A 13,882-nucleotide genomic window follows, 5' to 3' on the forward strand; every position below is an offset into this window, starting at 1 on the left:
AGCCGACGACAGCGCGAACTCATAGGACTGCCGGTCGCGCGCCTTCAGATACACCGAACGCGGCCAGCGGCCGGAGATGGAGAAGGCCGAGATCAGCTCCCCTGGCTTCAGCGTCGTCTCGATGTCGGGCGTATTGCCGGGGGCCTTGTGCAACTCTGCAAAAGGCAGGTTGCGCGTGCCGGATCTGCCGGTGATCTCGACCATGGCGTCCAGCGCGACTAGCGCCTGGGCGAAATCGCCGGGATAGGTTGCAATGCATTGGTCGGAGACGCCGAGCACGGCATGCATGCGGTTGACGCCGTCCATGGCGGCACACCCGGAGCCGGGATTGCGCTTGTTGCAGTTCTCATAGGAGACATCGCGGAAATAGCTGCAACGGGTCCGCTGCATCACATTGCCGCCGAGCGTCGCCATGTTGCGCAGCTGGGCGCTGGCGGCCAGCTTGAGCGAATTGGCAATCACCGGATAATGGCGCTGGATCCCGTCATGCGCGGCAACGTTCGACATCTTCGCGAGCGCGCCGAGCCGCAAGCCGTCGGTGCCCGGCTCGATTGCCGACCAGGCGTGCGCAAGCGGATTGATATCGACGATCGCGGCGGGCCGCATCACGTCGAGCTTCATCAAGTCGATCAAGGTGGTGCCGCCCGCAAGCGGCTGCGCTGCAGCCTTGGTCAGCACATCGTTCGCGGCTGCGGCGGCGCTGAGCGCCTGCACGGCCACGGCCGGGTCTGTTGCCCTTTGATATGAGAAAGGTCGCATGCGTCTAGCCTTTCACGATCTCGGGCGCGGCCTGCTTCACCGCCGCAACGATGTTGGGATAGGCGGCGCAACGGCAGATGTTGCCGCTCATATATTCGCGGATGTCGGCCTCGCTGCCGGCATGGCCCTCCTTCACGCAGGCGATCGCCGACATGATCTGGCCGGGCGTGCAATAGCCGCACTGGAATGCATCGTTGTCGACAAAGGCCTGCTGCATCGGGTGCAGGCGGTCGTCGGTGGCGAGGCCCTCGATGGTGGTGATCTCCTGCCCTTCCGCGACGAGTGCGAGCGTGAGACACGACACCACGCGCCGATCGTCGATCAGCACGGTGCAGGCGCCGCACTGGCCGTGGTCGCAGCCCTTCTTGCTGCCGGTGAGCTTGAGATGTTCGCGGAGCGCGTCGAGCAGCGTGGTGCGCGCATCGAGGCTCAGGCGCTTGTCCTTGCCGTTGACCCGAAGGGTGACGTCGACAGGAAGCGAGGGATCCCGAGCGGCCGGCGCACTCGTGCCCTCTGCGGCCGCCCGCGCCGTGAGCGGGACGAGCGCACTGCCGGCGGCGCCAGCCATGAAGGCGCGCCGATCGAATGCTGATTGTTTGGAACCTGGTGTATCGGACATCGACGCCTCCGCCGCTTATTTTCAAAGCAGCGCACGCCTGCACCGCTCATCGCCCCTTAACCTGAAGCAATGAGCTCCGTTCCGAACGGGAAAGGGCGATGCAGCAAATGCCGCATCGCCCTTCGTCAACTTTTCCTGATCTTGCGCGAGGAACTCGCGCTGGGGATTAATAACCGAGCGCGCAGCCGTCCTTGCGCGGATCGGAACCGCCGGTCAGCGTGCCCTTGTCCCAATCGATCCAGATCGCCTGGGCGCCGCCGAGCGGGCCGACCACGTTGGTGGTCTTGTGGCCGAGCTTCTTCAGCCCTTCGACGATCGCCGCCGGCACGCTGTCCTCGAGCTGATACTGGCCCTCGTAGTGCAGGCCGCGCGGCATGTCGATCGCTTCCTGCACGTCGCAGCCATAGTCGAGGATGTTGGTCAGCAGATGGGTCTGGCCGGTCGGCTGGTACTGGCCGCCCATCACCGCGAACGGCATCGTGGAGCGGCCATCCTTGGTGAGGAGGCCCGGCATGATCGTGTGCAGCGGGCGCTTGCCGCCTTCGATGCAGTTGGGATGGCCGGGCTGGATACGGAAGCCGCCCGCGCGGTTCTGGAACAGCACGCCGGTCTTGTTCGAGACGATCGCCGAGCCGAAGGAGTGCGCGACCGAATTGATGAACGAGCAGACGTTGCGGTCCTTGTCCACCACCGTGATGTAGATGGTCGAGGGATTCATCGGCGGCGCGACATCAGGCAGGTCGAGCATGCCGTCCATGCGGATCTTGCTGATGTACTCGTCGGCAAACCCCTTCGCGAGCATCTCGGCGACATTGATCTTCATGTGCTCGGGAGAGGCGACGTGCATCTCGCGATTCATGTAGGCGATGCGCGCGGCTTCCGCCTCGAGGTGGAAGCGCTCAACGCTCACGGGTGCATATTTGGTCAGGTCGAAGCGCGACAGGATGTTGAGCATCAAGAGCGCGGTGACGCCCGGGCCGTTCGGCGGGCACTGCCAGACGTCGTAGCCCTTGTACATGGTGCCGATCGGCGATGTCGTCTCGGTCGTGTGCGCGGCGAAATCGTCGAGCGTGTGCAGGCCGCCGATTCCCTTGAGAGTCTCGACCATATCTTCCGCGATCTCGCCCTTGTAGAAGGCATCGCGGCCATCCTTGGCGATCGCGCGCAGCGTCTTGCCGAGCTCGGCCTGGCGGATGACGTCACCGGCCACCGGCGGCTTGCCGCCCGGCAGCAGGTAGCGCACGGTGTTGGTGCCGGCCTTGAGCTTCTCGAACTGGTTCTTCCAGTCGAATGCGATGCGGGGCGCGACGACGTAACCCTCCTCGGCCGCCTTGATCGCGGGCTGGAGCAGCCGGTCGAAACCGAACTTGCCGTGGTCGCGCAAGACGGTCGCGAAGGCATCGATCACGCCGGGAATCGAGACCGCATGCGCCGAGGTCAGCGGGACCGATTTGATCTTGCGTTCGAGATACCAGTCGGCGTTCGCCGCCTTCGGCGCGCGGCCGGAGCCGTTATAGGCGATGATCTTGCCCTCACCCCGCGGCTGGATCAGCGCGAAGCAGTCGCCGCCGATGCCGGTCGATTGCGGCTCGATCACGCCCAGCAGGGCCGAGCCGGCGACCGCCGCGTCCACCGCCGTGCCGCCCTCGCGCAGCACCTCGATCGCCGCAAGCGAGGCCTGCGGGTGCGAGGTCGCGACCATCGCGTTGGTGGCGTGGACCGTGGACCTGCCGGGGAAATGGAAGTTTCTCATCGAATTTCTTGCTCTCGCTAGGCTCTCTTGGCCGTGGATGCGCGCGCCGCGCCGTCTTAGGAAAAACCGGGTCTACATGACACATTCCGGCGGCTCTCGGCAATGCTGGCATACCAGGGAAATGGCTGCCATCCGCTGGGCGTATAGACCTTTCGCAGCCGGCGGCGATGCGGGTTTTCTGAGCCGCACGCGCCTGCTAAACGAGCCGCCATGTCTGATCCGAATTCGGCCACCAAGGTCGCCGCCTTCTACCAGTTTGCCGCCCTCCCGGATTACCGCGAGCTGCGCGAGCCGCTGCGTGCGTTTTGCGCCGGCCTCAAGCTGAAAGGCAGCGTGTTGCTGGCGCAGGAGGGCATCAACGGCACGCTCGCCGGCGCGCCGGACGCGGTCGACGCCCTCGCTCATGAGCTGGCGCATGGCGACATGTTCGGCGGCCGGCTCGACCATCTCGAGTTGAAATTCTCGGCCGCCGAAGCGATGCCGTTCGGGAAGCTCAAGGTGCGGCTGAAGAAGGAGATCGTCACGCTTGGCGATGCGGCTGCCGATCCGACCCGCCAGGTCGGCACCTATGTCGATGCCCGCGAATGGAATGCGCTGATCTCGGCGCCCGACACACTGCTGCTCGACACCCGCAACGCCTTCGAGGTGGCGATGGGTACGTTCGAAGGCGCGGTCGATCCCGGCATCAGGAGCTTCGGCCAGTTCAAGGATTTTACCGCCGAGCGGCTCGATCCGGCCAAGCACAGGAGGATCGCGATGTTCTGCACCGGCGGCATTCGCTGCGAGAAGGCGAGTGCGCATCTGCTCGCGCGCGGCTTTGCCGAGGTCTACCACCTCAAGGGAGGCATCCTCAAATATCTGGAAGAGGTGCCGGAGGCGCAGAGCCGCTGGCGCGGCGAATGCTTCGTGTTCGACGAGCGCGTCGCGCTCGGCCACGGTTTGCGCGAACGGAATAAGGACGCGATGCGTGACGAATGATATCAAGAGTCTGAGCGAGCGCATCGACACGCTGGAGACGCGCCTCGCCTATCAGGACGACACCATCGAGACGCTGAACCAGACCATCACGGCGCAGTGGAAGCAGATCGATCTGCTGACGCGGAAGATCACCGAGCTCGGCGAGCGCCTGCAGGAGGCCGAGGCGAATGCGCCCGGGCCAGCGAACGAGCCTCCGCCGCATTATTGAGCCGTCTTACTGGCCGGACGCCTTGGGCAGCAGGTTCATGACCTCGCCGGACATCATCATGCGGTCGCGGCCTGCGTCCTTGGCGTCGTAGAGCGCCCGGTCCGCAGCTTCGAGCAGCGAGGTGACGCCGGCCGTACGCTCCAGCGCCGGCCGGACGGTCGCGCCGCCGACCGAGACTGTGACGTATCCAGATGCCGGATTGCCGCTATGAACGAGGCCGGCCTCGAAAATGGCCTTGCGGATCCGTTCGCCGACCAGGGCGCAGCCGGCGGCATCGGTGTTCGGCAGCAGCATGGCGAATTCCTCGCCGCCATAGCGCGCGGCCAGATCGCCGGCGCGCTGCGTCTCGGCCGCGATGATCTTTGCGACCAGGCGCAGGCAGGCATCGCCTGCGGGATGGCCGTATTCGTCGTTATAGGCCTTGAAGTGATCGACATCGATCATCAGCAGAGCGAGGCTGGAGCGGTCGCGATAGGCGCGCGCCCATTCCTCCTTCAGCCGCTCGTCGAAGCGGCGGCGATTGGCAAGGCCGGTAAGGCTGTCCTCGATCGCAAGCGTCTCGAGCCTGGTTTCCAGCTTCTTGTGCTCGGTGATGTCGCGCGAGATCGCCACCACGCCGTCGACGCGGCCATTGTCCTTGCGCGTCACCCGCATGGTCGATTCCAGCCAGACTTCGCCGTTCTGCCGGTGCGAATTGCGATAAGTGAGGCGCGCCTCCTCCCGATCGCCACGCTTCATGGCGTCGACGATCGCCTGAACCTCCGGCAGATCCTCCGGATTGATGCCCGCCAGCGCAGGCGTGCCGATCAATTGATTGGCGCGCCAGCCGACGACCCGCACGGACGAGGGCGAGACATAGCGCAACCGCTCGTCGAGCCCGATGCTTGTCACCATGTCGCTGGAGCCTTCCGCGAGCAGGCGGAAATGCGCCTCCTTCTCGACCAGCGCCGCGGCCATGCGCTGGCCGCGCTGCAGCTGCCGCACCAGCACGGCGCCGATGACCGCAATCAGCATCACCAACGCGGCGACGTAGAGCATGCGGGAGATTGCCGCAGCGCGCCAGGGCGCGAGCAGCTCCTCTTTGTCGAGCGTGGCCACCAGGACCAGAGGATAGCGGCCAGAGCGTTTGAAGAAGCTCAGTCGCTCCGCGCCGTCCAATGGTGACTTGAAATGATAGACGCCGCTCGGCCGTTGCAGACTGGCGTCTCGGAAGAGCGCAGTGTCGGCGACGCTGCGGCCGACGAGCTCGTCGTTGCCGGGATTGCGCGCGATGATCAATCCGTCGCCATGCACCAGCGTCGCGGAGCTGTTGCGACCGATCTCGAACTGCTCATAGAAGTGCGCGAGATATCGAGAGCTGATGGTCGCGAGCACCACGCCGCCGAAGCTGCCGTCCGGCTTGTTGAAGCGGCGCGACAGGGTGACCACCCATTCGCCTTCGAGGAGGCTCTTCACGGGATGGCCGACATAGGGCTCCCGTTTCGGGGAGAGCTGATGATAGCGGAAAAACGCATCGTCGCTGAGCGTCGAGCCGGTCGTGCCGGGCGAGGTCAGCCAATTGCCGTGGTCGTCGATGATGGCGAGGCTGTGGATGCGCGGCACGGCCTTCTTGCGCGCCTCCAGGACGTTGCCGAGTTTCGTGAGGGTGGCGGGGCCGGTGCCATCCATCTCCAACCGGCTGACGACGCCGACGACGCCGGAATCCAAGAGATCGAGGCTGTCCTCGGCATGCTGGGTCAGCGAACGGGCAACGTTCGCCATCTCTGTCTCGGCGCCTCTGAGCACCGAATCGCGTGCGGTCCATTCGCGCCAACCGCTGACGCCGAGGATGGTCACGCAGGTCAGCACAACGAACGCCGCCGCGCGCAGCGGCAGACGGCTCCATCCAGTTCGTTGAGTAGCAGCGCTCATCCGGCAGAGGTCTCCGACGGTTCGGAACCTCTGCCGCTTCTGTTATTGAACTCTGAAGTGCCCGCCGCAATACCCGTGAATATCGCAGTTTTCCGTAGTCCTACGGACGCAAGGGTCTGCGCATCGCTAACAGGATATTAGCAAGCCGATCGGAATCCGGCGTCGCCCCTCCACTAGCTGAAGATGGCCTTCACCTTGTCCCAGAGCGAGGGATTGTCGGCCTCCGCATCGGCCTTCGAGGGCGTCGGCTGGGCGGCGCTCACGGGATCGGACGCCGGGAAGCTATCCTTCAGCCCAGCGTCGAGCTTGGACTGGCGGTCGGCAGCGAGCGCTTCGTGCAGATCGTCGGCGTGCTTGTCATGCGGCGCGGGATTGAATGTCTCAGCCATGGTGTCCTCCATCGGCTGGGTCAACGCGGCCCTGCTGCGCTGGTTCCCCTGTTCCGCTGAGGGCCGAGGCGGTGTATCAGGGGCCATAACCCCGTTCAGGAACGTTCGTGCCCCAATCTGCAAAAAAGCCCTTCATCGACGTGCTCTCCGGCCAGCGCCAGAGCATCCCGCCCATGTGGATGATGCGGCAGGCCGGCCGCTATCTGCCGGAATATCGCGAGGTGCGCGCCAAGGCCGGCGGCTTCCTCGATCTCTGCTTCAACCCGGAGCTGGCAGCCGAGGTGACGCTGCAACCGATCCGCAGGTTCGGCTTCGATGCCGCGATCATCTTCTCGGACATTCTGGTGATCCCCTATGCGCTCGGCCGCTCGGTGCGATTCGAGGTCGGCGAGGGCCCGCGGCTGGAGCCATTGGATGATCCCGCCAAGGTCGCGACGCTGGCGCCGCGCGCCGATCTCACCAAGCTTCAGCCTGTGTTCGATGCATTGAAGCTCGTGCGCAGCGCGCTCGATCCCAAGACCGCGCTGATCGGCTTCTGCGGCGCGCCGTGGACGGTCGCGACCTACATGGTCGCAGGCCAGGGCACGCCGGACCAGGCGCCGGCACGGATGATGGCCTACCGGCATCCGGAAGCGTTTGCTGAGATCATCGACGTGCTGGTCGAGAGCTCCATTCAATATCTGCTGGCGCAGCTCGACGCCGGCGCCAATGCCCTGCAGATCTTCGACACCTGGGCCGGCGTGCTGCCGCCGGCCGAATTCGCGCGCTGGTCGGTCGAGCCGACGCGGCGCATCGTCGAGGGCGTGCGGGCCAAGGTGCCCGATGCCAAGATCATCGGCTTCCCCCGTGGGGCCGGCGCACAGCTGCCCGGCTACGTCGAGGCAACCGGCGTCAATGCGGTCAGCATCGACTGGACCGCGGAGCCGGCTTTCATCCGTGAGCGCGTCCAGAGCAAGGTCGCCGTGCAGGGCAATCTCGATCCGCTGGTGCTGATCACCGGCGGCAGCGCGCTCGACCGCGCGGTCGACAATGTGCTGGCCAATTTTGCGCAAGGGCGCTTCATCTTCAATCTCGGCCACGGCATCCAGCCGGAGACGCCGATCGCCCATGTCGGGCAGATGATCAAGCGCGTGCGGGGCTGATTTTCCCGTCTCTTCAGAGGGGCGATAACAAAAAACGCGAAAACAACCCCATGCACAGTACAAATCATTGAAGAATTTCGCGCGCCGCGACTCGATCGCCGGTGATGTTTGGCGCGTCGGGCAAAACAGCCGCAATGAGGCTCAGCGCGGCCGGCTGCGCTCGATGATCTCGGCGGCGCCCTTGGCCAGCAGATCGAGGCCCACCGCACGTCCAAGCTCGCGCGGGCGATTGGCGGGGCCTTGGCGCGAGGCCTCGATGATGGTGTTGCCGGAGAGATCGAGCACGGATGCGGTGAGCGACATCTGATCGCCCGCGATGGTCGAGAATCCCGCGACCGGCGAATTGCAATGGCCGTTCAGCACCCACAGCACCTCGCGCTCGGCGTCGGCCGAGGCGTGCGCGGCGGGGTCGTCGATCGATGCGAGGATCTGCCGCGTTTGCCAGTCCTGCGCCGCGCATTCGACGGCGACGATGCCCTGCCCCGCCGCCGGCAGCATCTCGGCTGCCGTGAATTCGTAGCTGAGGCGATGAGAAAGGCCGACACGATCGAGTCCGGAACGCGCCATGATCAGCGCATCTGCCGGCCCGACCTCACCGCCATCCGGCAGCCGCTGCTTGGTCTGATTGTCGAGCTTGCGCACGCGCGTGTCGGCGGCACCGCGGAAATGAATGATCTCGGCGTCCGGAAATAACCGCCGGGCATACGCCGCACGACGCACGGCGTTGGTGCCGATCTTGAATCCCTTGCCACCGGACTGACGGAAGGCATCGAGCGAAATTCCATCACGCAGCACCAGCGCATCACTGGGCGGATCGCGCGACAGCGTGGCGCCGATGACGAGCCCCGGCGTGTCCTCGTTACCCGGCATGTCCTTCAGCGAATGCATCGCCGCCTGCAATTCGCCCGACAGCACGGCGGCGCGGATCTGCGCCACGAAGGCGCCGCCCTTGCCGCCATGGGGCAGCAGCTTGCTGACCTGGTCGGTATCGCCCGTGGTGTCGAACTTGACAATCTCGACGTCGAGACCGGGTACGGCGGCAATCAGGCGGCGTGCGATCTCGTCCGTCTGTGCCAGCGCCATCGCGCTCTTGCGTGTGCCGATCCTCAGTCGCGTAGCCAAGTTTTGATCCTCTCAACAATCACGGGTTACCGCGCATCCTCCAATATCATGTCGGATGCCTTTTCGGCGATCATGATGATCGGCGCGTTGGTATTCCCCGACACGAGATCCGGCATGATCGAGCCGTCGACAACCCGAATGCCCTCGAGCCCCCTCACCTTCAGCCGCTGATCGACCACCGCGAGCGCATCGTTGCCCATACGACAGGTCGAGGTGGGATGGTAGATGGTGCTGCCGCGCTCGCGGCAATAATCCAATATTTCGGCATCCGTGGATACCTTCCCGCCTGGGTCGTACTCGCTGACCACGAACGGCTTCAGCGCCGACGCATTCAGGATCTTGCGCAGGATCTTGATGCCTTCGACATTGGTAGTGCGATCGGTTTCGGTCGACATGTAGTTGATACGGATTTCCGGCGGCACAGTCGGGTCCGCACTACGGATGCGCAGGGAGCCTCGGCTTTCGGGCCGGAGCTGGCACACTGACGCCGTGAAGCCGGAGAAGTCGTGCAGCTTCTCGCCCATCTTGTCGGTCGAGAACGGCAGGAAATGCACCTGGATATCGGGCGAAGCGAGGCGCGGGCTGGTCTTGAAGAATGCGCCCGCGGTGCCGGCCGCAATGGTCAGCCAGCCCTTGCGGAACAGCGCATAGCGCGCGCCAGCCAGCGTTCGGCGGAGCGGATGGTTGACGGTGTCGTTGAGCGTGATCTTCTGCGAGCAGCGCATCACGATGCGGACCTGCATGTGATCCTGGAGGTCGTGACCGACGCCCGGCGCGTCCAGCACGACGTCGATGCCGTGCTTGCGCAGGAGGTCGGCAGGGCCGACGCCGGAGAGCTGCAACAGCTGCGGCGAATTGTAGGCGCCGCTCGATAGCACGATTTCCTTGCGTACGCGGGCGCGACGGATTTGCGCGCCTTGCCGATATTCGACGCCAACGGCGCGGCGGCCCTCGAACAGCACGCGCTGGCCGAGCGCCTCGGTCTCGATCTTGAGATTGCCGCGCGCCTTGGCGGGGCCGAGATAGGCCACCGACGTCGAGGCCCGGCGGCCGTTGCGCGTCGTGGTCTGGAACAGCCCGACGCCCTCCTGTGTGGCGCCGTTGAAATCGGGGTTGTAGGGCAGACCGGCCTCGACCGCGGCGTCGATGAAGGCCTTCGACAGCGGATCGGTCACGACCATGTTCGAGACCGGCAGCGGCCCGTCCGTGCCGTGATATTGATCGGCGCCGCGCGACTGGTTTTCCGCCTTCTTGAAATAGGGCAGCACATCGTCATAGCCCCAGCCGGTATTGCCGAGCTGGCGCCAGCGATCGTAATCCTCGTGCTGGCCGCGGACATAGAGCAGTCCGTTGATCGAGCTCGAGCCGCCCAGCGTTTTGCCGCGCGGCTGGAACACCTGCCGCCCTTTCAGCTCAGGCTCCGGCTCGGTCTGGTACATCCAGTTGACGCTCTTCTCCTTGAACAGCTTGCCGTAGCCGAGCGGCACGTGGATCCAGATGTTGGAATCCTTTGGGCCAGCCTCGAGCAGGAGGACGCTGTGCTTGCCGTTCGCCGACAGCCGGTTGGCCAGCACGCAGCCGGCAGAGCCGGCGCCGACGATGATGTAGTCGAATTCGGGATCGCTTGGTGTGAAGGCCGAGTTTGCGTTCATGCGCTACTGTTCTTCTTGTCGGGGTGGGCGTTTCCATCTCGTCACTAGCACAATCATGCGCGTAGACGCAGCGCTTCGACCAGCGACTTGAACGCACGGGCATATTCCGCCCCCGCCCTTGCGATATCCGTGCGTCCGGCGCAGGCGACCGCGGCCTCGGTCACCGCGCCGAGCAGCAGCCGCGCCAGCGGCTCGACCGGCTGCCGCGCGATCAGCCCGGCCTCCATCGCCGTGGAAAGCGCGCGCGGCATCTTGCCGCCGAAGTGTTTTGCATCGATCTCGCGCCAGCGCTCCCAGCCGAGCACGGCGGGGCCGTCGCGCAGGATGATCTGCCCGGTTGGCCCCTTCGCCGTCGCGGCAAAGTAATGCTGGGTGCCGGCGACCATCGCGGCGAGCACGTCCTTCTCGGCGCGCGCGGCACCGTCGATCTCAACAACGAGATCGCGCGAGACCTGGTCGAAGACGGCTTCGAACACCGCCTCCTTGGTCTTGAAGTGGTGATAGACCGCCCCCTTGGCGACTGCGGCCGCCTCCGCAATCTCGTCCATGGTGGTGGCGGCAAAGCCCTGCGTCCCGAATAGGCGGCGTGCCGAGGCCAGGATCGCCTCCGATGTTGCCGCGCGCCGCTCCGCCTGTTTCGCCATGGCTCTCGTCTAATCGAATTCGCCAAGCACGGCCAGTTGACTTTTCGACTACCGGTCGGTATTTACCGACTAACAGTCGGTTTTGATCTTGAGGTGTGCCATGCCGAGCCGTGACATCGTCGAAGCCTTTGCGAAGCAGCTGGAGGACGGGGACTTCATCGGCGCAATCGAACAATTCTATGCGCCGGACGCGGCGACCTATGAGAACACCGCGCCGCCGACCGTCGGACGCGACCAGTTGGTCGCCAAGGAGCGCGGCGTGCTGGCGGCCACCAAGGAGGTCAAGGCCGAGCGTCTCGGACCGAGCCTGATCGAGGGTGACCAGGTCGCGACGCGCTGGAAGTTCAGCTTCACGAATGCAGAGGGCGTCACGCGGACGCTGGACGAGATCGCGTGGCAGATCTGGCGCGGCGACAAGCTGATCGAGGAGCGGTTCTATTACGACCCGAAGCAGCTGGGGCGGTAAGGCGCCGAGCCGCCGGTGGATGGAATTGACGGGCCGCGGCCTGCTGGATGCCCCGCTGACGCGGAGCATGACAGCGGAGTGAGTTGCCAACATTTCTTCGCCATCCCGCATTTGTATCGATTTGTTATCGATACTCTCTCACGAACACGCAGAAGTGGTCACGGCGAGTGCCGCAGCCGAGGATAATTCATAGTTCGTCAAAGGTTTGCCGCGAATTCTCCGCATCGAGCCGTACCAACGGCACATACGGGCTCTGGAATGCGGACTCAAACGACCAGCTATGTCGCGAGGCTCTTCGCCGGCGATCTGTCGGCCTTTGGCGGTCCCGCAACCGACGAGGCCGCGGCCGGGCATATCCGCGCCGAACAGATGTCGCTCGTGCTCGGCTATTCGGTCGGCATCATGCTCGCCAATGCCTGCAACGCCATCGTGCTCGCCATCGCGTTGTGGCAGTCGCCGGACCGGATACCTGCCCTGATCTGGGCCACCGCCGTGGCCTCCGCCGCGATCGCGTTCGGCCTGCAATCCCGCGCCGCGCGCCGCATCATCAAGCCGCAATTCGTCTCGCGCCGTGCCATGCACCGGCTGGTGCGCAATGCGTTCGTCCTCGGCTCCGCCTGGGGCATCGTCCCGGTCGCTTTTTTCCCCGATGCCTCGACCGGCGGACAGCTCGTCATCACCTGCCTGTGCTCGGGCATGTTGGCCGGCGGCGCACTCGCCTTCGCCACCATTCCGATCGCGGCCATCGCCTTCACGGCCCCGATCTTCGTCGGCATCGCCATCTGCCTCGGCAGGAACGGCGATCTGGCGTTCCTCCTGATCGCGTTCCTCGTCGTGGTCTATGGCAGCGTCTTGCTGCGCGGCGTGTTCGTCAATTCGTTCTCGTTTGCGCGTCGCGTGATGCGGCAGATCGAGGCGGAGCGGACAGTGCGGCTGGATCCTCTGACCCATCTGCCCAACCGCGTCGCCTTCAACGAGACGCTCGATGCCGCGCTCAAGCGCCTGACTTTGTCCGGCGAGGAGTTCGCGGTGCTGCTGCTCGATCTCGATCGCTTCAAGGAGGTCAACGACAAGTTCGGCCATCCCGCCGGCGACGAATTCCTGGTCCAGGTCGCAAGCCGCCTGCAGCGCTGCACGCGCGCGGCCGAACATGTCGCACGCATCGGCGGCGACGAGTTCGCGCTGGTGATGGCCAATCTGGCGCGCCCCGAGGAAGCCCTCGAGACCGCCGAGCGCTTCGTCGCAGCCTTCGAGGAGCCGTTCCAGATCGAGGGCCGCCAGATGGTGGGCGCAACCAGCGTCGGCATCGTGCTGGCACCGCGCGACGGCAATACGCCGCTCGACGTCATGAAGAATGCCGACACCGCGCTCTACCGCGCCAAGCGAGCAGGACCCGGCACGGTCCGCTTCTTCGAGGAGGCCGACGACAGGGTCTCGCGCGATCGCAAGGCGCTGCAATCGGACCTCGAGGGCGCGATCGCGCGAAACGAGCTCTTCCTCGTATTCCAGCCGTTCCTCGATCTCGACGAAAGCCGCATCACCGGATTCGAGGCGCTGCTGCGCTGGCAACATCCCGAGCGCGGACTCGTGCCGCCGAGCGAATTCATCCCGATCGCGGAGGAGACCGGGCTGATCCACGAGATCGGCGAATGGGTGATCCGCCGCGCCTGCGCGACCGTTGCAAACTGGCCTGATGACATCAGGGTCGCCGTAAATTTCTCCGCGGCGCAGTTTCACAACGCCGGCATCCTCCAGACCGTCGTGCAGGCGCTTGGCGAAGCGAAGATCGCCCCGCACCGCCTCGAGATCGAGATCACGGAATCGATGCTGCTGTCGAAATACGGCTCGGCCGAGTCGGTCTTGAGCGCGCTGTTGCAGCTCGGCGTCACCGTGGCGCTGGACGATTTCGGGACGGGCTTCTCCTCCCTCACCTATTTGCGCAAGCTGCCATTCAACCGGATCAAGGTCGACCAGTCCTTCATCCGTGACATGCTGGTGCAGCCCGACTGCGCGGCCATCGTGAAATCGGTGATTGGCCTTGCGCGCGACCTGCGCATCGGTGTCGTGGCCGAGGGTGTCGAGACCGCCGACCAGCTCGAATATCTCAGGCAAATCAGTTGCGACGAAGTGCAGGGCTATCTGATCAGCCGCCCGGTCTCGGCCGACGGCGTGCTGGCGCTGCTGGAGACGAAGAAGTACCGGGCGACGTTCGCGGCGTAGGTTTTCCCGCGCGGCCATC

General features: G+C 65.1%; 13 protein-coding genes. 5 read left to right on the plus strand and 8 right to left on the minus strand.

Going from position 1 to position 13,882, the window contains the following annotated elements:
- The 3 genes from SE92_RS16110 to ggt form a co-directional block, all read right to left on the minus strand.
- Positions 1–759 (minus strand): FAD binding domain-containing protein (locus SE92_RS16110; RefSeq protein ID WP_063196646.1); only part of this gene is annotated, 759 nt, incomplete at its 3' end.
- A 4-nt stretch (positions 760–763) separates the two neighbouring features.
- Entirely contained in the window at positions 764–1,327 is a 564-nt protein-coding gene (locus SE92_RS16115; protein WP_245324597.1) for a (2Fe-2S)-binding protein, read from the minus strand.
- Positions 1,328–1,544: 217 nt separating this feature from the next.
- Positions 1,545–3,131, minus strand: coding sequence for a gamma-glutamyltransferase (gene ggt / locus SE92_RS16120; protein ID WP_063196648.1), 1,587 nt, complete (start codon positions 3,129–3,131; stop codon positions 1,545–1,547).
- A gap of 210 nt (positions 3,132–3,341) precedes the next feature.
- Here ggt and trhO point away from each other — a divergent pair, with 210 nt between their 5' ends.
- Both trhO and SE92_RS16130 read left to right on the plus strand, forming a co-directional pair.
- Entirely contained in the window at positions 3,342–4,109 is a 768-nt protein-coding gene (trhO, locus tag SE92_RS16125; RefSeq protein WP_063196649.1) for an oxygen-dependent tRNA uridine(34) hydroxylase TrhO, read from the plus strand.
- Positions 4,099–4,317: a SlyX family protein gene (locus tag SE92_RS16130; RefSeq protein WP_063196650.1), complete on the plus strand. Its 219-nt coding sequence runs from the start codon at positions 4,099–4,101 to the stop codon at positions 4,315–4,317. The genes trhO and SE92_RS16130 overlap by 11 nt, the downstream gene beginning before the upstream one ends.
- A 6-nt stretch (positions 4,318–4,323) precedes the next feature.
- On the opposite strand, the gene SE92_RS16135 is transcribed toward SE92_RS16130, so the two are convergent.
- Both SE92_RS16135 and SE92_RS16140 read right to left on the minus strand, forming a co-directional pair.
- Positions 4,324–6,228, minus strand: a complete 1,905-nt coding sequence (locus SE92_RS16135) for a sensor domain-containing diguanylate cyclase (RefSeq protein ID WP_063196651.1) — start codon at positions 6,226–6,228, stop codon at positions 4,324–4,326.
- A gap of 173 nt (positions 6,229–6,401) precedes the next feature.
- Positions 6,402–6,617: a hypothetical protein gene (locus tag SE92_RS16140; RefSeq protein ID WP_063203565.1), complete on the minus strand. Its 216-nt coding sequence runs from the start codon at positions 6,615–6,617 to the stop codon at positions 6,402–6,404.
- Between the two features lie 107 nt (positions 6,618–6,724).
- Between SE92_RS16140 and hemE the strand changes: the two genes are divergently transcribed.
- A complete protein-coding gene (gene hemE, locus SE92_RS16145; RefSeq protein ID WP_063196652.1) occupies positions 6,725–7,759 on the plus strand; it encodes a uroporphyrinogen decarboxylase in 1,035 nt (344 codons plus the stop codon).
- A gap of 141 nt (positions 7,760–7,900) precedes the next feature.
- Here hemE and hemC read toward each other — a convergent pair whose 3' ends face one another.
- The 3 genes from hemC to SE92_RS16160 are packed head-to-tail and all read right to left on the minus strand — an operon-like array spanning position 7,901 to position 11,177.
- The gene (gene hemC, locus SE92_RS16150; RefSeq protein ID WP_063196653.1) at positions 7,901–8,881 is read right to left on the minus strand and encodes a hydroxymethylbilane synthase; all 981 of its coding nucleotides are present in this window, start codon (positions 8,879–8,881) and stop codon (positions 7,901–7,903) included.
- Between the two features lie 26 nt (positions 8,882–8,907).
- Positions 8,908–10,533, minus strand: a complete 1,626-nt coding sequence (locus tag SE92_RS16155; RefSeq protein WP_063196654.1) for a GMC family oxidoreductase — start codon at positions 10,531–10,533, stop codon at positions 8,908–8,910.
- Positions 10,534–10,586: 53 nt separating this feature from the next.
- Positions 10,587–11,177: a TetR/AcrR family transcriptional regulator gene (locus SE92_RS16160; RefSeq protein WP_063196655.1), complete on the minus strand. Its 591-nt coding sequence runs from the start codon at positions 11,175–11,177 to the stop codon at positions 10,587–10,589.
- A 100-nt stretch (positions 11,178–11,277) separates the two neighbouring features.
- Here SE92_RS16160 and SE92_RS16165 point away from each other — a divergent pair, with 100 nt between their 5' ends.
- Positions 11,278–11,643, plus strand: a complete 366-nt coding sequence (locus SE92_RS16165; protein WP_063196656.1) for a YybH family protein — start codon at positions 11,278–11,280, stop codon at positions 11,641–11,643.
- 258 nt (positions 11,644–11,901) lie between these two features.
- Positions 11,902–13,863 (plus strand): putative bifunctional diguanylate cyclase/phosphodiesterase, encoded by a 1,962-nt coding sequence (locus tag SE92_RS16170; RefSeq protein WP_063196657.1) that lies wholly within the window; start codon positions 11,902–11,904, stop codon positions 13,861–13,863.
- Positions 13,864–13,882 lie beyond the last annotated feature (19 nt).

The organism is Bradyrhizobium sp. AT1 (genome assembly GCF_001590795.1).
Classification (GTDB): domain Bacteria; phylum Pseudomonadota; class Alphaproteobacteria; order Rhizobiales; family Xanthobacteraceae; genus Bradyrhizobium.